Genomic DNA, 18996 nt, shown 5'->3' on the forward strand with positions numbered 1-18996 from the left:
GTGCGGGTGGGTGCGGGTAGCGTGAGATCGGTCCCAGTCCTTCGCTGAAAGGCCCAGCCACGTGACCATCGCCGTGACCGGTTCCATCGCCACCGACCACCTCATGCGTTTCCCCGGACGCTTCGCCGAGCAGCTCGTCGCAGACCAGCTCAGCCACATCTCGCTCAGCTTCCTGGTCGACGACCTGGTGGTCCGTCGCGGCGGCGTGGGCGGCAACATCGCCTACGCGATGGGCGTGCTCGGCGGGTCGCCGGTGCTCGTCGGGGCGGTCGGCGCCGACTTCGCCGAGTACCGTGCGTGGCTCGAGGGCAACGGCGTCAACTGCGACCCCGTGCACGTGTCGCAGACCGCGCACACCGCGCGCTTCGTGTGCACGACCGACGAGGCGATGGCACAGATCGCCTCGTTCTACCCCGGCGCGATGTCCGAGGCCCGGGACATTTCCCTCGCCGACGTGACCGGGGCGCACGGAGTCGACCTGGTCCTGATCGGCGCCAACGACCCGGAGGCGATGGCCCGGCACACCGACGAGTGCCGGCAGCTCGGCATGCCGTTCGCGGCCGACCCGTCCCAGCAGCTCGCCCGTCTCAGCGGCGACGAGGCGGCCCGGCTGATCGACGGTGCCGCCTACCTGTTCACCAACGAGTACGAGTGGGGACTGCTGCAGCAGAAGACCGGCCTGTCCGAGGAGCAGATCCGCGCAATGGTCGGCCTGCGCGTCACCACACTCGGCGGCCACGGCGTCGAGATCGTCGAACGGGACGGCCGCCGGATTCACGTCGGGGTCGTGCCCGAGCGGGCCAAGGTGGATCCCACCGGCGTCGGCGACGCGTTCCGGGCGGGCTTCCTGCTGGGACACCGCGCGGGCCTCAGCCTCGAGCGTGCCGCCCAGCTCGGCTCGCTCGTCGCGGTGCTCGTGCTCGAGACGACCGGCACCCAGGAATGGACCTTCGACCGCCCCGACGCGGTCAAGCGGCTGGCGGTCGCGTACGGGCAGACGGCCGCGGACGAGATCGCCGCGATCCTGCCGTGACCGGCCGGTGTGTCCTTTGGGCGGTTCCCACCGCCCAAAGGACACACCGGCCGCGCAGCGGCCCTACACCTCGACGGGGTAGGCCGGCTCCTGGATGTCCGGCACGATGCGCTGCTCGACGAAGATGCCGTGCCAGATCATGAACACCAGCACCGTCCACAGCCGGCGGCTGTGATCGACGCGGCCCTCGCGGTGCTCGTCGAGCATCCGGCCGACGGCCGCCTTGTCCAGCAGGTGCTCGGTGCCCGACTCGGCGATCACGGCGCGGGCCCACTCGAACAGCTCCGGGCCGCGCAGCCAGTGCCGCAGCGGCACGGGGAAGCCGAGCTTCGCGCGGTGCAGCACGTGCGGCGGGACGATGCCCTCGAGGGCCTGGCGCAGCGCGTACTTGGTGGTGTTCTTCGTGATCTTCTGATCCAGCGGCACCTGCGAGGCGACGCGGAAGACCTCGGGATCCAGGAACGGCACCCGCAGTTCCAGCGAGTTCGCCATCGTCATCTTGTCGGCCTTGACGAGGATGTCGCCGCGCAGCCACGTGAACAGGTCGAGGTGCTGCATCCGCGCGACGGGATCCCAGCCGGCGGAGCGGGCGTAGATCGGCGCGGTGACGTCCTGATGCGTCCATTCCGGACGGAAGTCGCGCAGCACCGCCCGCAGCTGCGCGTCGTTGAAGCTGCGGGCGTTGCCGTAGTACCGCTCCTCGAGGTTCATCGACCCGCGATGCAGCAGGCTCTTGCCGCGGGTGCCCTCCGGGATGCGCTCCGACAGCTTCCCGGCCGCGCGCCGCAACGGCTTCGGCAGGTACTCGAACGGCTTCAGCGACAGCGGCTCGCGGTAGATGGTGTAGCCGCCGAACAACTCGTCGGCGCCCTCCCCGGAGAGCACCACCTTCACGTGCTTGCGGGCCTCCTTGGCGACGAACCACAGGGGCACCAGCGCGGGATCGGCGACGGGGTCGTCCAGATACCACACGATCTCGGGGATCGCCGCGGCGAACTCGGCGGGGGAGACGACCTTGACGACGTGGCGGGCGCCGATCGCGGCGGCGGACTCGGCCGCCACGTCGACCTCCGAGTAGCCCTCGCGCTCGAACCCGGTGGTGAACGTGATCAGGTTCGGATTGTGCCGCATCGCGAGCGCCGCGACCGCCGTGGAGTCGATGCCGCCGGACAGGAACGACCCGACCGTCACGTCGGCACGCATGTGCTTGGCAACGGAGTCCTCAAGCGCCTCGGCGATCTCCCGGTACCGGTCGCGCCCGCGGCCCGCGGCAAAGGGCCGGACAGGGAACGTCGGCTCGAAGTAACGCGTGATCTCCGGCCGGCCCCCCGGGCGCACCCGGGCGTAGCAGCCGGACTCGAGCCGCCGGATCTCCTTGTGCAGGGTCTCCGGCTCGGGAACGTACTGCAGCACCGTGTAGTGCTCGACGGCCCGGGGGTCGAGTTCGGTGCCGATCCCGATCAGATCGGCCAGCTCGAGCAGGCTCTTCTTCTCGCTGCCGAAGGCGGTGCCGCCGGTGCCCGTGGCGAGGAACAGCGGCTTGATGCCGAACGGGTCGCGGGCGAGGAACAGCTCGCGCGTCTCGGTGTCCCAGATCGCGAACGCGAACATGCCCCGCAACCGTCGCACCGCCTCCGTGCCCCAGTGGTGGTACGCGGCGACGATGGTCTCGCTGTCCCCCTCGGTGGCGAACTGCGCCCCGTACTTCTCCGCCAGCTCGGCCCGCAGCTCCACGTAGTTGTAGATCTCACCGTTGAAGGTCAGGGCGTAGCGCTGCGGGAACTCCGGCGGGCCCCACCGCAGCGGCTGGTGCGAGTGCGCGATGTCGATGATCGACAGCCGGTTGAACCCGTAGACCAGGTCGCCGTCGTGCCAGGTGCCGTGCTCGTCCGGTCCGCGGTGGCGCAGGCAGTGCATCGCGGAGTCGACCCTGGCGACGGCGTCGTCGCTGGTGCCGTCAGTGGTCAGTAACCCGAGCAGTCCGCACACGGCGTCCGATACCTCATTCCGGTTGGGATGGATTCGGCCCCCGGGATGTTGCCGCAGCAGGGACCGACGGTCTGCATGGCAGTATGCCGCAGCCCGGGGGTCGCGGCAGCCGGTGGCCGGCGTCGACCCGGGGCGTGAGCAGCGGGCACGCGACGACGCGACACGTTGTGTGCGCCCCGGGGATGGATCGCGGCCGGGTTTGGTCTACGCTGCGTAGTAATTGGGTCTGCCCTCCGGGTGTGCCCTAGTGGAATTGCGGCGATCAGGAAGGCGTGAACGTGGCGCAAGGTCGGATCCTTCGGCGGTTCGGGCTGGCAGTATCTCTCGGTATTGCAGCCGTGCTGCTGACGGGATGTAGCAGCGAGGAAGTCCTGCGTTTCGGCTGGCCGGAGGGGATTACCCCGCAGGCCGAGCGTATGCGTGAACTGTGGACGTGGTCGGTCGTCGCCGCCCTCGTCATGGGTGTACTGGTGTGGGGCCTGACCTTCTGGGTGGTCATCTTCCACCGCAAGAAGAAGGACTCGCCGGAGTTCCCGCGGCAGACGGCCTACAACGTGCCGCTCGAGCTGCTGTACACGGCGGTCCCGTTCGTCATCATCGCGGTGCTGTTCTACTTCACCGTGGTGGTGCAGAACTACGTCCTCGAGAAGGAGGACAACCCGAACGTCGTCGTCGACGTCACGGCGTTCCAGTGGAACTGGAAGTTCGGCTACCGCACCGTCGACCTCGGTGAGGGCACGGCGCGCTACGAGGGGACGGACGAGATCGCGCAGGCCGCGGTCGAGGGCGACACCGAGGAGCATGCCGGCGGCGAGCACGAGATCCCGGCCCCGATCCACGGCCAGGAGACCGAGGACCTGTCGTACCTGCACTACAACAAGATCGAGACGATCGGCACCAGCAACGAGATCCCTGTCCTCGTCCTGCCGACCGATCGCCGGATCGAGTTCGTGCTCGCCTCGTCCGACGTGATCCACTCCTTCTGGGTGCCGGAGTTCCTGTTCAAGCGTGACGTCAACCCGAACCCGCTGAACAACAGCTCCGATCCGGTCTTCCAGATCTCCGAGATCCAGGAGGAAGGCGCGTTCGTCGGCCGCTGCGCCGAGATGTGCGGCACCTACCACGCGATGATGAACTTCGAGGTCCGCGCGGTGAGCCCGGAGCGGTTCGCGGAGTACATCGAGCTCCGCAAGCCCCGCGACGACGGTGGCCAGGGCCTGACCAACGCGCAGGCGCTCGAGCGCATCGGCGAGTCCCCGGTCGCGACGTCCACCACCCCGTTCAAGACCGACCGCACCGATCGCGCGGCCAGTGGTGTCGTCACCGCGGGCAACTGACGGTAAACCTCCGACCAAGGACAAGCTGATATGAAGATCGAAGCCAAGCTCTTCGAAGTCGTGACGGTGTTCTTCGTGCTCGTCGCCATCGTGTACGGAGTGTTCACCGGCCTGTCCCGCACGGGCATCGAGTGGGCCGGCCTGACGGCGATCGTGCTCTCCGCCGGCCTGACGCTCATCGTCGGCACCTACTTCCGGTTCGTGGCCCGTCGCCTCGACACCCGCCCGGAGGACTACGAGGAGGCCGAGATCAGCGACGGCGCAGGCGACCTGGGCTTCTTCAGCGCGGGTAGCTACTGGCCGATCCTGCTGGCCGGGGCGGCTGCCTTCGCCGCCATCGCGCTGGCGTTCTTCCAGCCGTGGCTGATCGTTCTCGCCGTGATCCTGATCCTCGCTGCTGCGGCCGGCCTGGTGTTCGAGTACCACGTCGGACCCGAGAAGCACTGAGCGCACACAGCGCGTAGATCCGATGCCGCGGGGCGGCCTCACCACACGGTGAGGCCGCCCCGCGGCCGTTTCCGTGCCCGGTCGGGGGAGCATCGGGTCGTTCTCGCCGCGCCCGGCGGTTCGCATCACGGCCCGCCGGGGTGCCACCGGGGGAATCGTCCCATGGCCCGGTCGTGGGGAAAGGGATCGACGCCGGGGTGCCGACCGGGCAGTTGCGCGGCGTGCCGCTGTCCCGGACCGAGGCCCCGCCGGGCCGCCGGAACGTCCGCGACCGCACCGGTGACGAGGGCGTGCACCGCTTCGTGCAGTACGTCGACCGCCAGTTCCGAGCGCGGCAAGGTCTGCGGCCGGACCCCGCGCGACGGGTGCCGCTGACGATGGCGCACTCGCAATCTGCCAGGTCGACCCCGTCCGGCACCGCTACGGTCTCGGATACGGGCGGTGATCCTGTTCCTCGCCGGAGCTGCACCCGCGATCCTGGCCAAGAGCCTTCACGCCCACCCACCGCCCGGCATGGCCACGGCGGATCTACAGGCGGGCGCGCTGCTGATGTACTACGGCGGGGACCCCGTCGAGGCGGCGCTCGCCGTCGTGCCGGCGGTGGAGTGGTACCGCGCCGCGGGTCGGAACCGAACCCGGGTGGTCCGTCGGAACGCGGCGGCAGGACACTGCGCGGAACGCGGCGGCAGGACACTGCGCGCCCCGGGCCGACGCCGATGCGGTGCCGCGCTCGCACCACTCGCGTACCACGACACGCCCGGCCCGTCCGAGGGCCGGTGAGCCGACGGTCCGCTCGGGGTTCCCTGCCGTCCGTCGCAGTGGGGGAGGGGTGGGGTGCGGGGACCGGCTCCGGTCGCCCGCTCGGACCGGAGGCCGCAGGGGAACGAAACCGCAGAGGACCACGGAGAAACGGGAGGGGCCCCGAACCGTTTCCGGTTCGGGGCCCCTCCCGTGGTTTCGGACTCGAGCGACCGTCAGTGCGCCTTGCCGTCGCCGTCCGTGGTGCCGTGGACGCGCGTCTGGTACTCGCTCAGGATGGCGCGCTGCTCGACCTCGGCCTCGTGGTGCGCGGCCTCGAGTGCCGTCGCCTCCTCGGCCGGGTCCGCGCTCCACCAGCTGCCCGCGCCGGGCTTGCCGGCGGTGCCGAGCTTGTTCATCCGCTTCGGCACCGGAGCACCCTGGTACTCGAGCGGAATCGGGTGACCGTGCTCGTCCACCGGGCCGAGCGGCTGGTGGATCTCGATGTACTCGCCGTGCGGCAGGCGACGGACGATGCCCGTCTCGATGCCGTGCTCGAGCACCTGGCGGTCGCTGCGCTGCAGGCCCAGGCAGAACCGGTAGGTCAGGTAGTAGGCGAGCGGCGGGCCGAGCAGGATGCCGATGCGGCCGATCCACGTCATCGCGTTCAGCGAGATGTCGAACTTGTAGGCGATGATGTCGTTGATGCACATGATGGTCGCGATGGCGTAGAACGTCAGAGCCATCGCGCCGATCGCGGTCCGGACCGGCACGTCCCGCGGACGCTGCAGCAGGTTGTGGTGCGCATCGTCCTTGGTGAACTTCTTCTCGATCCACGGGTAGGCGATGAGCACCGTGAAGACCAGGCCCATGATCACTGCGATCCAGAACACCGCGGGGATCGTGTAGCGGCCGAACAGGTAGATCTCCCACGCCGGCCAGATACGGGCCAGGCCGTCCGTCCACATCATGTAGATGTCGGGCTGCGAGCCGGCGGACACCTGCGACGGGTTGTACGGGCCGATGTTCCAGACCGGGTTGATCTGCAGCAGACCGCTCATCAGCGCCAGCACTGCGAAGGTGATGGCGAAGAACGCACCGGACTTGACCGCGAACACCGGCAGGATCCGGACACCGACGACGTTCTGCTCGGTACGGCCGGGGCCGGGGAACTGGGTGTGCTTCTGGTACCAGACCAGGGCCAGGTGGGCTGCGATCAGGGCGAGGATGATGCCCGGAATCAGCAGCACGTGCGCGACGTACAGGCGCGGGATGATGAGCATGCCGGGGAAGTCGCCGCCGAAGATCAGCCAGTGCATCCAGGTGCCGATCACCGGGATGCTGATGGTGATGCCGGACAGCGCGGCGCGCAGGCCGGTGCCGGAAAGCAGGTCGTCGGGCAGCGAGTAGCCGAAGAAGCCCTCGAACATCGCCAGGATCAGCAGCAGCGAGCCGATCACCCAGTTCGCTTCACGCGGACGGCGGAACGCACCGGTGAAGAACACGCGCAGCAGGTGCACGATGATCGACGCGGCGAACATCAGCGCAGCCCAGTGGTGGATCTGCCGGACGAACAGACCGCCGCGCACCTCGAAGGAGATATCCAGGGTCGTCTCGTACGCACGCGACATCGTGACGCCGCGCAGCGGGGTGTAGGCGCCGTCGTAGGTGACGTGCGCGAGGGACGGATCGAAGAACAGCGTCAGGTACACGCCCGAGATCAACAGGATCACGAAGCTGTACAGGGCGATCTCACCCAGGAGGAAGGACCAGTGGGTGGGGAACACCTTGTTGATCTGACGCCGCAGCCCGGCCGCCGGGTGATAGCGCGAGTCGATGTTCTCCGCCGCGTGGGCGGCGCGGGATGGTGTTGCAGTACTCACGGGCGACGCTCCCAAAATGCCGGACCGAGAGCCTCGATGAAGTCACCGTTGGCGACGAGGAAGCCCTCTTCGTTCACTGTAATAGGCAACTGCGGCAGTGCGCGAGCAGCAGGACCGAACAGGGGCTTGCCGTACTCCAGGGCATTGAACTGCGACTGGTGGCAGGGGCACAGGATGCGGTTGGTCTGCTGTTCGTACAACGACGTCGGGCAGCCCAGATGGGTACAGATCTTCGAGTAGGCGAAGTAGTCGCCGTAGTTGAAGCTCTCCTGGCCCTTGCGCTTGATCGCCTTCGCCGTGTCCTCGGTGCGGAGACGGATCAGCATGACGGCGTTGCGGATGCCGCGCAGGCCCTCGAGGAGGGCGTGCTCGTCACCGCGGTCCGACTCGCGGAAGGGGAACACGGTCTCCATACCGCCGGCATCGAGGTCCTCCGGGCGGACCAGGACGATGTCGTTCGGGCGTCCGGTGTCGCGGCGCAGGTAGATCGTCTCGCCCGGGTACCGGGGGGTCCAGCCCGAGACCCACAGCGGCGACTCGTCGCCCTCGGCCCAGGGGTTCTTGATCAGGCCGCCGAGCGGCATGATCAGGCCGAGGCCGAGCGCGCCGCCACCGAACAGCGCCGTGCGCTTGATCAGCTTGCGACGCGGCAGCGTGGAGGTGTCCAGCGAGTCGGAGAGCTCGGCGACGATCGTCCGCCGATCGACCTCCGAGGAGACTCCGTCGTGCCGATCCTGGATCGACACCTCCTCCGGGATGAACTTCTTGGTGAACTGGACCGCGCCGACGCCGACGCCGAGGATGGCCAGACCCAGGGTCAGGCCCAGCAGCGGCGTGTACAGGTTGTACAGCGTGTAGTTGTCCTCACCGGGGCCCTGGTACTCCCACGGCCAGAAGATGAAGACCGCGATGAACGCGAGAGCCGACACACCCGCCAGCCCGAACCAGAAGGCGACGTTCCGTTCCGCGCGCTTCTCGGCGCGCGTGCCCGCGACGGGCCAGCGGTCCTTGCGGAACGCCACGTCCACGCCGTCGAGGTTGGTGCCGAGCGCGACGAGATCGTCGCGGCTCATCTGATCGAGGTTCTCGATCGTGTGCTTGTTCGGCGTTTCGCCGCCACTCATGACCTTGCTCCGATCCACAGTGCCGCACCGACGACGGCGACGATCCCGACCACCCACATCGCCGGGCCCTCGGAGGCGGGGCCGAAACCGCCCAGGCCGTATCCGCCGGGGCTGTTCGTCTCGCCGGACGCCTTGACGTAGGCGATGATGTCCTCCTTCTCCTCCAGCGTGAGCTGACGATCGGAGAACTTGGGCATGTTCTGCGGGCCGGTCAGCATCGCCGTGTAGATCTGCTGCTCGTTCGCCGGATCCAGTGCCGGCGCGAACTTGCCGGACGACAGCGCGCCGCCACGGCCGGTGAAGTTGTGGCACGAGGCGCAGTTCTGGCGGAACAGCTCGCTGCCGCGGGCAACGTCGTCGCCGCGCAGCGAGGACTGGGCGATCTCACCGTTCTCGTCACGGATGAGCGTCGGGCCGCCGCCGTTGGCCTGGATGTAGGCGCCGAGGGCGTCCGTCTGGGCCGCGTCGAACTTCGGCGTCTTGCGCACGGCCTGGGCCTCGTTGCGCATCATCGGCATGCGGCCGGTGGAGACCTGGAAGTACACGGCCGCCTCGCCGACACCGATCAGGCTGGGGCCGCGGTCCTGCACACCCTGCAGGTTGGCGCCGTGGCACGTGACGCAGGAGGTCTCGTAGAGCTGCTTGCCTTCGCGGATCAGGGCCGACTGGTCCTCGTTCGCCGTCGCCACCTGCGGCGCGGGAGTCAGCGCGGAGGCGAGGAAGCCGGCGCTGAGCAGGCCGAGGGCGAGCACCAGCGCACCGGTGACGCGGCGGCGCAGCTTGCGCTGACGGCGGGACTTGGCGGACGCGGCCGCGGACTGACCGGGCATGTCACCCTCGGAAGCGAGAGGTGGGGATGAACTCATCTGTATCCCTTTGGTATGTCGGGACGGACTGGACGTCAGGGGGCTGCCTGGGCGTTCAGCTGGCTAACGGATGAAATAAATCGTGGCAAACAGCGCGATCCACACGATGTCGACGAAGTGCCAGTAGTAGGAGACGACGATCGCCGCGGTGGCCTGCGCCGGCGTGAACTTGCTGACCCTCGTGCGCACGAGGAGGAACACGAAGGCGACGAGGCCGCCGATGACGTGCAGGCCGTGGAAGCCGGTCGTGATGTAGAAGACCGAACCCCACACCATGCTGGAGATCGTCACGCCCTCGCCGACCAGCTGGGTGTACTCGAAGCCCTGGCCGAGCACGAAGAACGTGCCCATGGCGAGGGTGATGATGTACCACCGCCGGAGGCCGAACACGTCGCCGCGTTCGGCGGCGAACACACCCATCTGGCAGGTGAAGGAGGAGGCGATCAGCACGAGGGTGACCGGCACCGCCAACGCCAGATTGAGATGGACAGGCTCCGGCGGCCAGTTGCCGTCGGCCTGCGCCCGCGCCACGAAGTACATGGCGAAGAGCCCTGCGAAAAACATGAGCTCACTGGACAACCACACGATGGTGCCGACGCTGACCAGATTGGGCCGGTTCAGCGAGTGCACGCGCTGGGTGATTGCAGTTCCTGAAGTCCCTACTGCGCTCGTCACGATCGCAAGTATGACTGCTCGTAGTAACTCGTGGGCAATCGGGGCCGAAATCGGCGCGTCTTCGCTGGTGGGCGGCGTGCGGTCGCACTTTCCGGGGGCGGTCGTGCACCGCCCGTGGCGCGTGGGATCGTGGTGCGATGAGCAGTGGCGGAGGGGTGTGGGGCCGGGTCCGGCGAGCGTTCTCGCGCAGGCGTCCGGAGCCCCTGGATCCGGCGCGGCCGGACCTCGCGGTGGTGGTCTCGTCCTTCGACGACGTCGAGGCCTGTTCGACCGCCCTCGAGCGGGGCGCGGCGACCGAACCGGCCTGGTCGCCGGAGGCGGAGGCCGTCCTGCGGCACCACCTCGAGCTGCCGGCCGATTCCGTGGAGCGGGCGATCGCCCTGGCCGCGCAGGACGGGTACACCCCGGCGCAGCCGACGAACCCGGCCGGGCCCGGCCTCGAGGCCGTGCTGTTGCAGCGGGTGCAGGTGCTCGATGCGCTGCACTGTTCGCAGGAGCGGTCGCGGATGGCCGGTCTGGCGCAACGGCTCGGCGGTACCGCGCTCGGGTGGGACGCCCTGCAGCCGGAGATCGGCGCTGGCTAAGCTCTTCCGGCATGCGCCGCCGACGACGGCGGCGCACCGAGGAGCGAGATGCGGCGAGGGCAGGTGCGATGAACGCTGGACGACAGGCGGATGCGGTGGCCCGGAGCTGGCCGGCGGTTCTCGGTGCGCTCACCGCCGGACGCGACCTCGCGCGTGCGGAGGCCCAGTGGGCGATGGACGAGATCATGTCCGACAACGCCACGGCCGCGCAGATCGCCGCGTTCGGCGTCGCGCTGAAGATGAAGGGGGAGACGCCCGAGGAGCTGCTCGGTCTCGCCGACTCGATGCTGGGCCACGCCCGGCTGGTGCCGGTGGACGACGACGTCGTCGACATCGTGGGCACCGGCGGGGACCGGGCGAACACGGTCAACATCTCCACCATGGCGTCGCTGGTGGTGGCCGCGTGCGGCATCCGCGTCGTCAAGCACGGCAACCGGGCGGCCTCGTCGAAGAGCGGCGGCGCGGACGTGCTCGAGGCGCTCGGCGTGCACATCAGCCTCGGTCCCGAGGCCGTCGCGGAGTCGGTCGCCGAGGCCGGCATCGGGTTCTGTTTCGCCCCCGTCTACCACCCGGCGCTCCGGTTCGCCGCCGCACCGCGTAAGGAGATGGGTATCCCGACGGTGTTCAACGTGCTCGGGCCGCTGACCAACCCGGCCCGGCCCCGCGCCGGCCTGATCGGATGTGCCTTCCCGGAGCTGATCGGCACGGTCGCCGGTGTCCTCGCCGAGCGGGGCAACTCGGCGCTCGTCGTGCGGGGCGACGACGGGCTGGACGAACTGACCACCTCCACGACGTCGACGGTGTACGTCGTCCGGGACGGCAGCGTGAGCACCGTGAGCCTGGACCCCACCGACCTCGGCGTCGCCCGGGTGCCGCTCGACGCGCTGCGCGGCGGCGACGCCGCCGAGAACGCCGCGATCGCGCGGGCGGTGCTCGCAGGGGAGCACGGGCCGGTACGCGACGCGGTCCTGCTGAACGCCGCCGGGGCGATCGCCGCCTTCCGGGGGTTCGAGGGATCGCTCGCCAGTGCCCTGGCGGCGGGGATGCAGACGGCAGCCGAGGCGCTGGACTCGGGCGCGGCGGCTGCGGTGCTCGCTCGCTGGGTCGAGGTGACCAACCGGCTCGCCGCCGCGGGCTGAGCGCGACGACGGGCCGGGGCGTCCGTCCTATTCGCCGATCGAGAACCCGGCCTCGACGTCGGCGCTCGAGTACGACTGGAAGGCGATGTGAGTCGCCGTCCTGGTCACGCCGTCGAGCTTGTTGATCCCGCGGGTGACCACCTCGGCGATCTCCTCGTGGTCGCGCACCCGCAGCACCGCGATCAGGTCGATGTCGCCGGCGCACGAGTACACCTTGTCGACGCCGGCCAGGTCCGCGACCGCCTGGGCGGTCTCCGGGATGCGGTGGGCGTCGGCGTGGATCAGGACGATGGCGTGGATCATTGCTCTCCTCGGCTTCCGGGGACGGACCTGCGGACGAGCCCTCAGCGTAGGGGGTGCGCGATCGTGACCGGCTCGGCCCCGGCGCGTGCCGTTCGGGCGAGCTCACCCCACTGCGCCCACGCCCCGGCGCCGTGGAGCGGCTCGGACCAGCCCTGGGTGGTCCGGACGATGCGGACTCCGTCGTCGTGGAGCCAGCGGGCCAGCAGCCCCAGTTCCTCGACGAGCGCACCCCGCAGCGGCGCGGTCGTCGGGCGCACGGTCTCGGCCGCGGCGGCGATCGCGTCGACGACGGGCATCGGCGGGACGCCGCGTGGAGCGACTCCCGCTGCCGCGAGCCGGCCGGCCCGGATCACCGCGAACTCCCAGCCCCCTTCGGCGCGTCGGCGGGCGGCGATCAGCTCGTCCACCGCCGCGAGGGCGGCCAGGCGCTGCGTCCGGCGCAGCGCGAACACGGCGTCGGCCGCCCGGTCCCGCAGCCGGGCCGCGCTCTCGAACAGTTCGGCGGCGCCGAGATGTTCGATGCGCTCGCGCATCCGATGCAGCGGCGCGTCGTCCTCCCCGCGCAGCAGCGCCCGGGCGAGGTCCACCTGCCGCGCGTACTCGACGGGGGTCTGCAGCCCGGCCGCGGCGGCGGCGCAGGCCCCCACGGCCTCCGGAGGGCAGTGCTCGCCGTGCCGTTTCGTGCGGGGGATGCGGCGGGTGCAGGTCCGCAGCAGGCAGAACTCGGCGACGGTGGTGGCGACGGCGACGGCGTCGGCCCGCGACGAGAACGGGCCGACGGCGTCGGTCGTGCCGCCGCACGTCGGGGGCGGGGACGCCGTGGTGGGTGTGCGGACGACGGACAGCCGGGGGAACGCCTCGTCTGTGAGGGCGATCCACCAGCCCCGGGTGGGGAACTTGGAGCGACGGTTGTAGGGCGGGGCGTGCGCGGCGAGCAGCCGCAGCTCCCGCACCCCGGCCTCGAGGGCATGGGCGCACTCCACGTGATCGATCCGGGTGGTGAGTGCCACCATCTCCTTCAGGCGGGGCCGGGTCTCCGAACCGGTGAAGTAGTTGCGCACGCGGCGGCGCAGGTCGACCGCGGTACCGATGTACAGCACCTCGTCCGAGGGCCCGCGGAACAGGTACACGCCGGGCCGCCGCGGCAGGTGCGCCGCGAGGGACCGTTTGGCGCGTTGCTCGGCGGTGACGGCCGGCAGATAGTCCCGCAGTTCGGTGAGGCTGTGGACCCCTTGGTTGCCGACGCGGTCGATGAGCGCGTGCAGGACGTCGACGGTTGCCCGGGCGTCGTCGAGGGCGCGGTGCGTGGGCGTGGTGGACACCCGGAACAGCTCGGCGAGCGCGGACAGCCGCACGGACGGTGCCTCGTCCCGGCCGAGGACGCGGCGCGCGAGCTTGACCGTGCACAGCACCTGGAATCGGGGCCACGCGACCTCGGACCGGGACGCCGCGGCCCGCAGGAAGCCCACGTCGAAGCCCGCGTTGTGCGCGACGAGTACGGATCCGGCGGCGAACTCGAGGAACGACGGCAGGACCTGCCCGATTCGGGGCGCGGCACGGACCATGGCGGTCGTGATGCCGGTGAGCTGCACGATGTTCGGGGGGATCGACCGGCCCGGGTCGACGAGCGTGGCGAACTCGCCGAGCACCTCGCCACCGCGGATCTTGACCGCCCCGATCTCCGTGATCGCGTCGTCCGTGGAACTGCCGCCGGTGGTCTCGAGATCGACGACGACGAAGGTGGTCTCCCGCAGCGGCGTGTCCAGTTCGTCGAAACCGAGCTGCACCCCGACGGCGGGCTCGGTTCGGTGGGGCACGGTCACGACGCCAGGGTAGGGGGCGGGTCCGACACCCCGGGGGCGGGGCGGAGACACCCGGAACGGTCCGGGGAGACGAGGATCACACCTTCTGTCGGCCGTGCGGGTGTGGGCGGCGACGCGAGAGGGTATCGATACCGCGAGCCGAGGGGATGTGCCGCCTCGGTCGGCGGCGCCTCGGGTCCTCGCTGCGCTCGCGATCGCCGGTCCGACCTGCGGCAACGCGACGGGTTCCGGGCGCAGGCCGCCGGAGGTGCCCGGAGCGGCCGCGGGCCCGTCGCGTCCCGAACCGACCGTTATGTTTCCGTGATCGAACGGGCCGGGCCATCGGCCCCGAATCGGGCATATCCGGCAATCTGCGGCGTTCGCGGCGCGGACGGTCGACATCCTCCGATGCGATTTCGTAATCTTTTCGAGACCAAGCGGTGAGGATGTCGAACCACCAGAGGGGAGACGCCGCTCGGTCACCGCCTAATCGGCGCACCCGCAGCGGGTGCCCGAGCCGGGGACCCACTGTCCTCTGGGGTGAATCCCCTCCGACCGCGCCAGCGGAACGAGGGGTAGGGCTGATCTTCCCAGCCCGAACCCGTCAGCTAACTCGGTCGGCGGACGAACGGAAGAAATGGAGCAACCCCCTCGTGGCGTCTCAGATTTCCAAGCGCACCGTGCGGCGCGCCGTCGTCGCCGGTGCCCTCGCTCTCGGCGCGGTCACTGTCTCGGCGGGTCCCGCCCTCGCGGAACCGATCACCATTCCCGGCGTCGGCTCGTTCGAGCTGCCGGCCGGCGTGACTCTCCCGCCGGAGGTCACCAACCTCGTCCCGCCGGCCCCGCAGGGTGCCGCGCCGGCGCCGGCCGCGCCCTTCAGTGCGCCGGTCACCTCGGCCGCACAGCGCGCCGTGGACGCCGCCCACGCCAAGCTCGGCGCCCCGTACGTCTACGGCGCCGCCGGCCCGGACGCCTTCGACTGCTCCGGCCTGGTGCAGTGGGCCTACAAGCAGGCCGGCCTGAACCTGCCGCGCACCAGCTACGAGCAGGCCGCCGCCGGTCGCGCCGTGGACGTCTCGGCGCTGCAGCCCGGCGACGTCGTGTCCTTCTACGGCGGCAGCCACTCCGGCATCTACATCGGCAACGGCAACGTCATCCACGCGTCGACCTCGGGTCAGCCCGTGAAGGTCGCTCCGGTGAACTCGATGCCGGTCGACGGGGCCCGTCGCTACTGAGCGACGACTCGACGACTGCCACGCAGTGGCGCAGCGGGGGCGGACCGGTCGATGCCGGCCCGCCCCCAACGGTTTTCCGGGATTTGCTACCCGGCGCTGCGTGACCTACCGGTGGGTAGACACGAACCAATGCCCTTCCGTAACCTGATCGAGATTTTTCGGGTAACGGGTGCGCAACGTCGAACGAAAGGACCTGGTCCCGTGGTGGTGGACAGGACGAAACGGTCGCTTCGGGCGCTGGTGGCAATCGGGGTGCTGCTGACGGTGGCGTTCGCGGCCGCCCCGGCCGGAGCCGACCCGGTGGGGGAGAGCCCCACCGTCGCCCTGGAGCGGCTCGCCGAGCTGTCGCGCAAGTCCGAGCAGACCACCGAGGCGCTGCACAACGCCGGAATCGACCTCGACGCGAAGGTCGAGGCCCAGCGCGCCGCCGATGCGGCGCTGGCCCGCGACCGCGAGGCGCTGGCCGCCGCGGAAGCAGAGCTCGCGGTCTTCCGGCCGACGGTGGACAAGCTCGCCGTCGCCAATTACCGCGGTGCCCGCACCAACCGGCTGTTCGCCCTGATGGTCAGCGACTCGCCCCAGCAGCTGCTCGACCAGATGTCGGCGCTCGACGTCATCGCCCAGGAGACCGCCGACCAGGTCGCGGGATTCCGCACCGCGTCGTCGGCCGCCGCGGAGGCGGCGCTGGCGTCCCAGCGCTCGGTCGACGAGGCGCGTGCCGCCGCCGAGCAGGCGCAAGTCGTGCGCGACGATCTGCAGCGGCAGCAGAGTGAGCTCGAGGCCCAGATCGACGAGGTGCTCGCCGCCTTCGCCGACCTGAGTGCCGAGGAGAAGGCCACGCTGGCCGGCGCGCCGTTCCCGCCGGGATTCGACGCCGAGAAGATCCTGTCGGGCCTCGCCCCCGGTAGCGGCAGCGGTGCCCTGCAGGCCGGCATGACCCGGATCGGCAGCCCGTACAGCTGGGGCGCCACCGGCCCCTCCGCGTTCGACTGCTCCGGCCTCGTGGTGTGGGCCTACAAACAGATCGGCAAGAACCTGCCGCGCTCGAGCCAGGCCCAGGCCCAGGGCGGCACCCCCGTCCCGCGCGACCAGCTCCAGCCCGGCGACGTCGTGACCTTCTACGACGACGCCTCGCACGTGGGGCTGTACGCGGGCAACGGCAACGTCCTGCACGCCTCCACGTACGGAGTGCCCGTCAAGGTCGCCCCGATGGACAGGATGCCGTTCCACAACGCCCGCCGGTACTGACGTCCGTCGTGCCGCCACCCCACGGCGCCGGTGTGAGCGCGACCTACACTGGCCGCCGTGCCCGCGCCCGATTCGTTCCGCCGTCCCCCCGGCAGCCGCCGGTGGGAACGGCTCGGCGTTGCCGGACTGATCGTCGCGGTCGTGGCCGTCGGCCTCACGCTCGCGTTCACGCCCGACGACGAGCCGGCCGAACCGGCGTCGCGCACGGCCGTGCAGGGGCTGCTCGACACCTGGTCCCGGGCCGTGCGCTCCGCCGACCGGGCGGCGTTGGCGGCCCTCGTGGACCCGCAGGCCCGCCCGGGGTTGCTCGACGCGGAGGTGCGGCGCGCCGAGGCCCTCGCCGCGTTGCCGCTGGCGGACTTCGGTTACGAGCTCGGCCAGGACCCCGGGACCGACGTGACCGACGACGTCGGGGCCCGCCTCGGCGCCGACGAGGCCCGCGCCCACACCGTCCTGCTGCGCTATGCCGTCGAGGGCATCGACGACGAACCGACGCGCAAGCCCGTCACGCTGCTCCTCGCCCGCCGGGGTGAGCAGTGGCGCCTCGTCGACGACCGCCCGTTGCCGGGCGCGGAGACCACCACCTGGCGGGGGCCGTGGGACTACGGTCCGCTGCTGGTCCGGGCCGTGGACACCGGGGCCGGGGGGCGGTCCCTCGTCGTCGGGCACCCCGAGCACTCGTCCCTCGTCTCGGACATCGCCGGCGAACTCGAGGCCGCGGTCGAGGCCGTGGACGCCGCGTGGGGAACCGAGTGGCCCCGCCGCGCCCTCGTGCTCGTCACCGCCTCGCACGACGAGTTCACCGCCCAGGTCGGCAGCCGCTACAACGGCGCGGAGATCGCCGCCGTCGCCGTGTCCGACGCTGTCGACCACGAGCGCGGCGAGACCACCGGCCAGCGCATCGTCTTCAGCCCCGCCGCCGGGCAGCGGCTGGACGCGGCGGGCCTGCGGGCGATCCTGCGCCACGAACTCACCCACGTCGCGGCCCGCACCGACACGGTCGACGGGTCGCCGCTGTGGATCCTCGAGGGTTACGCCGACTACGTGGGCTACCGCAACGCCGACGGTGCCCTCGGCGCGATCGCGCCCACCCTCGCCGCCGCCGTCGCCGAGCGCGGGGCGCCCACCGCGCTGCCTGCGGACGCCGATTTCGCCGGCGACGGTGCGCGTCTGGCGTACGAGAGCGCGTGGTCGATCGCGACGTTCGTCGCCGGGGAGTTCGGCGGCGATCGTCTCACCGCCCTGTACCGGCGGCTGGCCACCGGGCCCGTCGACGCCGCGGAACTCGACGCCGCGCTCGGCGACGTGCTCGGCGCGGATGCGGAGCAACTCGTCGCCCGATGGCGGACCTGGCTCGAGGCGCAGGTGCCGGCCCGCGTCGGCTGACCCGGCGTCCGCGCCCGCCGCGGCACCGCCTACGGTGAGCGCATGCCCCGAACGCTGCTGGTCACCAACGACTTTCCGCCCCGGCCCGGGGGGATCCAGTCCTACCTGCAGGCGTTCGCGTCCCAGTTGCCCCCGGACGAACTCGTCGTGTACGCCCCGCGATGGCGCGGCGACAGCCACGTGAAGTTCGACGCCCGGCAACCCTTCGAAATTGTCCGCCACCCCACCACCCTGATGCTGCCGACCCCCGCAGTGGCACGGCGGGCCACCCGGCTGATGACCGACCGAGCCTGCGAGAACGTGTGGTTCGGCGCCGCAGCGCCGCTCGCCCTGCTCGCGCCCGTGCTGCGCCGTGCCGGTGCCCGCCGGGTCCTGGCCAGCACTCACGGGCACGAGGTGGGCTGGTCGATGGTGCCCGCCGGACGGCACGCGCTGCGCCGCATCGGTGACCACACCGACGCCGTCACGTACGTCAGCCGATACACCCGCGGTCGATTCGCCTCGGCGTTCGGGCCCGGCGCGGGTCTCGAGCATCTGCCGTCCGGCGTGGACACCGAGGTGTTCCGGCCGGACCCCGCCGCTCGCGCGGAACTGCGCGCCCGGTACGGGCTGGGCGACCGGCCCACCGTGCTGTGCCTGTCCCGGCTCGTGCCCCGCAAGGGCCAGGACATGCTCATCCGTGCGCTGCCGGAGATCCGCCGTCGCATCGACGGGGCGGTGCTCGTGATCGTCGGCGGCGGCCCGTACCAGGACCGCCTCCGGGAACTGGTCCGCGCGGTCGGGGTCGAAGACCACGTCGTGATCACCGGCGGGGTGCCGGCTGCCGAACTCCCCGCCCACCACACCATCGCGGACGTGTTCGCGATGCCGTGCCGTACGCGCGGCGCCGGCCTCGACGTCGAGGGTCTCGGGATCGTCTACCTCGAGGCGTCCGCCACCGGGGTGCCCGTGGTGGCGGGCCGGTCCGGCGGTGCGCCGGAGACCGTACGCGAAGGGGAGACCGGGGTCGTCGTCGACGGCACGTCGGTCGCGGCGGTCGCGGGCGCGGTCGCCGACATCCTCGCCGACCGCGACCGGGCGGCGGCGATGGGCGCGGCGGGACGCGCCTGGGTCGGCGCCGAATGGCGGTGGGACGTGCTCGGTGCGAAACTGCGGCGCCTGCTGGCCTGACGCCCCGACCGGCCCTCGCGCCCGACCGACCCGGCCC

General features: G+C 71.0%; 17 protein-coding genes and 1 riboswitch. Of the genes, 10 read left to right on the forward strand and 7 right to left on the reverse strand.

Annotated features, from left to right (window positions below; all coding sequences use genetic code 11):
- Positions 1-61 precede the first annotated feature (61 nt).
- Entirely contained in the window at positions 62-1033 is a 972-nt protein-coding gene (locus tag ACWPOB_RS05405; RefSeq protein WP_455400145.1) for a carbohydrate kinase family protein, read from the forward strand.
- A gap of 63 nt (positions 1034-1096) precedes the next feature.
- On the opposite strand, the gene asnB is transcribed toward ACWPOB_RS05405, so the two are convergent.
- The gene (gene asnB, locus ACWPOB_RS05410) at positions 1097-3022 is read right to left on the reverse strand and encodes an asparagine synthase (glutamine-hydrolyzing) (RefSeq protein WP_455400146.1); all 1926 of its coding nucleotides are present in this window, start codon (positions 3020-3022) and stop codon (positions 1097-1099) included.
- Positions 3023-3294: 272 nt separating this feature from the next.
- On the opposite strand from asnB, the gene ctaC reads away from it, so the two are divergent.
- From ctaC to ACWPOB_RS05425, 3 genes are all read left to right on the forward strand, one after another.
- Positions 3295-4359, forward strand: coding sequence for an aa3-type cytochrome oxidase subunit II (ctaC, locus tag ACWPOB_RS05415; RefSeq protein ID WP_455400147.1), 1065 nt, complete (start codon positions 3295-3297; stop codon positions 4357-4359).
- 30 nt (positions 4360-4389) lie between these two features.
- Positions 4390-4806, forward strand: coding sequence for a cytochrome c oxidase subunit 4 (locus ACWPOB_RS05420; RefSeq protein ID WP_006940002.1), 417 nt, complete (start codon positions 4390-4392; stop codon positions 4804-4806).
- A 441-nt stretch (positions 4807-5247) separates the two neighbouring features.
- On the forward strand, positions 5248-5586 hold the full coding sequence (locus tag ACWPOB_RS05425) for a hypothetical protein (protein WP_455400148.1): 339 nt from the start codon (positions 5248-5250) through the stop codon (positions 5584-5586).
- A gap of 194 nt (positions 5587-5780) precedes the next feature.
- Here the strand turns inward: ACWPOB_RS05425 and qcrB are convergent, their stop codons facing one another.
- From qcrB to ctaE, 4 genes are all read right to left on the reverse strand, one after another.
- Positions 5781-7427 (reverse strand): cytochrome bc1 complex cytochrome b subunit, encoded by a 1647-nt coding sequence (gene qcrB, locus ACWPOB_RS05430; protein ID WP_100057741.1) that lies wholly within the window; start codon positions 7425-7427, stop codon positions 5781-5783.
- Positions 7424-8551 carry a cytochrome bc1 complex Rieske iron-sulfur subunit gene (qcrA, locus tag ACWPOB_RS05435; protein ID WP_100057740.1) on the reverse strand — a complete coding sequence of 376 codons (1128 nt, stop codon included), beginning with the start codon at positions 8549-8551 and terminating at the stop codon, positions 7424-7426. The genes qcrB and qcrA overlap by 4 nt, the downstream gene beginning before the upstream one ends.
- A complete protein-coding gene (qcrC, locus tag ACWPOB_RS05440; RefSeq protein ID WP_377437792.1) occupies positions 8548-9417 on the reverse strand; it encodes a cytochrome bc1 complex diheme cytochrome c subunit in 870 nt (289 codons plus the stop codon). The genes qcrA and qcrC overlap by 4 nt, the downstream gene beginning before the upstream one ends.
- 63 nt (positions 9418-9480) lie before the next feature.
- Complete coding sequence (ctaE, locus tag ACWPOB_RS05445; protein WP_006932077.1) at positions 9481-10092, reverse strand: aa3-type cytochrome oxidase subunit III; 612 nt, start codon at positions 10090-10092, stop codon at positions 9481-9483.
- A 137-nt stretch (positions 10093-10229) separates the two neighbouring features.
- Here ctaE and ACWPOB_RS05450 point away from each other — a divergent pair, with 137 nt between their 5' ends.
- Entirely contained in the window at positions 10230-10676 is a 447-nt protein-coding gene (locus ACWPOB_RS05450; protein WP_100057738.1) for a hypothetical protein, read from the forward strand.
- A 68-nt stretch (positions 10677-10744) separates the two neighbouring features.
- Complete coding sequence (gene trpD / locus ACWPOB_RS05455; protein ID WP_455400149.1) at positions 10745-11815, forward strand: anthranilate phosphoribosyltransferase; 1071 nt, start codon at positions 10745-10747, stop codon at positions 11813-11815.
- A 27-nt stretch (positions 11816-11842) separates the two neighbouring features.
- Here the strand turns inward: trpD and ACWPOB_RS05460 are convergent, their stop codons facing one another.
- Together ACWPOB_RS05460 and ACWPOB_RS05465 are read right to left on the reverse strand one after the other, a co-directional pair.
- A complete protein-coding gene (locus ACWPOB_RS05460; RefSeq protein ID WP_100057742.1) occupies positions 11843-12118 on the reverse strand; it encodes an Lrp/AsnC family transcriptional regulator in 276 nt (91 codons plus the stop codon).
- 41 nt (positions 12119-12159) lie between these two features.
- A complete protein-coding gene (locus tag ACWPOB_RS05465; protein ID WP_455400150.1) occupies positions 12160-13941 on the reverse strand; it encodes a DEDD exonuclease domain-containing protein in 1782 nt (593 codons plus the stop codon).
- Between the two features lie 452 nt (positions 13942-14393).
- Positions 14394-14559, forward strand: a riboswitch (cyclic di-AMP (ydaO/yuaA leader).
- A 14-nt stretch (positions 14560-14573) separates the two neighbouring features.
- On the opposite strand from ACWPOB_RS05465, the gene ACWPOB_RS05470 reads away from it, so the two are divergent.
- From ACWPOB_RS05470 to ACWPOB_RS05485, 4 genes are all read left to right on the forward strand, one after another.
- Positions 14574-15155: a C40 family peptidase gene (locus ACWPOB_RS05470; RefSeq protein ID WP_455400151.1), complete on the forward strand. Its 582-nt coding sequence runs from the start codon at positions 14574-14576 to the stop codon at positions 15153-15155.
- A 201-nt stretch (positions 15156-15356) separates the two neighbouring features.
- Positions 15357-16403, forward strand: a complete 1047-nt coding sequence (locus ACWPOB_RS05475; protein ID WP_455400152.1) for an NlpC/P60 family protein — start codon at positions 15357-15359, stop codon at positions 16401-16403.
- A gap of 57 nt (positions 16404-16460) precedes the next feature.
- Positions 16461-17789: a peptidase MA family metallohydrolase gene (locus ACWPOB_RS05480; RefSeq protein ID WP_455400153.1), complete on the forward strand. Its 1329-nt coding sequence runs from the start codon at positions 16461-16463 to the stop codon at positions 17787-17789.
- A 42-nt stretch (positions 17790-17831) separates the two neighbouring features.
- A complete protein-coding gene (locus ACWPOB_RS05485) occupies positions 17832-18959 on the forward strand; it encodes a glycosyltransferase family 4 protein (protein ID WP_455400154.1) in 1128 nt (375 codons plus the stop codon).
- The last annotated feature ends 37 nt before the right edge of the window (positions 18960-18996 follow it).

It is taken from the genome of Rhodococcus sp. 2H158 (genome assembly GCF_053764755.1).

Excerpts from the sequence above, each read along its gene's own strand:
- trpD (WP_455400149.1), top strand. The coding sequence starts at position 10,745 with ATGAACGCTGGACGACAGGCGGATGCGGTGGCCCGGAGCTGGCCGGCG.
- qcrA (WP_100057740.1), bottom strand. The coding sequence starts at position 8,551 with ATGAGTGGCGGCGAAACGCCGAACAAGCACACGATCGAGAACCTCGAT.
- ACWPOB_RS05420 (WP_006940002.1), top strand. The coding sequence starts at position 4,390 with ATGAAGATCGAAGCCAAGCTCTTCGAAGTCGTGACGGTGTTCTTCGTG.
- ACWPOB_RS05485 (WP_455400154.1), top strand. The coding sequence starts at position 17,832 with ATGCCCCGAACGCTGCTGGTCACCAACGACTTTCCGCCCCGGCCCGGG.
- qcrC (WP_377437792.1), bottom strand. The coding sequence starts at position 9,417 with ATGAGTTCATCCCCACCTCTCGCTTCCGAGGGTGACATGCCCGGTCAG.
- ACWPOB_RS05460 (WP_100057742.1), bottom strand. The coding sequence starts at position 12,118 with ATGATCCACGCCATCGTCCTGATCCACGCCGACGCCCACCGCATCCCG.
- ACWPOB_RS05450 (WP_100057738.1), top strand. The coding sequence starts at position 10,230 with ATGAGCAGTGGCGGAGGGGTGTGGGGCCGGGTCCGGCGAGCGTTCTCG.